General features: G+C 69.3%; 1 protein-coding gene. It reads left to right on the top strand.

Annotated elements, in window-relative coordinates; all coding sequences use genetic code 11:
* A partial coding sequence (locus IF06_RS32745) for a KR domain-containing protein (RefSeq protein WP_157551573.1) occupies window positions 1-215 on the top strand: 215 nt, incomplete at both ends.

The raw sequence follows: 215 nt of genomic DNA, 5'->3' as shown, positions 1-215 counted from the left end.
CGGAGGCTGTGGGTGCGGGTGAGTTGTCGGAGCGGTTGTCGGCGTTGGGTGCGTCGGTGCGGGTGGTCGCGTGTGATGTGACGGACCGGGACCAGGTGTTCGGTCTGGTGGCGGAGATCGTTGCCGGGGGTCGGTTGGCGGGTGTGGTGCACACGGCTGGTGTGTTGGATGACGGTGTGGTGGAGGGGCTGACGGCGGAGCGGTTGGCGGGGGTG

The organism is Micromonospora globosa (assembly GCF_000717585.1).
GTDB lineage: Bacteria > Actinomycetota > Actinomycetes > Mycobacteriales > Micromonosporaceae > Micromonospora > Micromonospora aurantiaca.
This window is presented reverse-complemented; position numbering and strand designations above follow the sequence as displayed.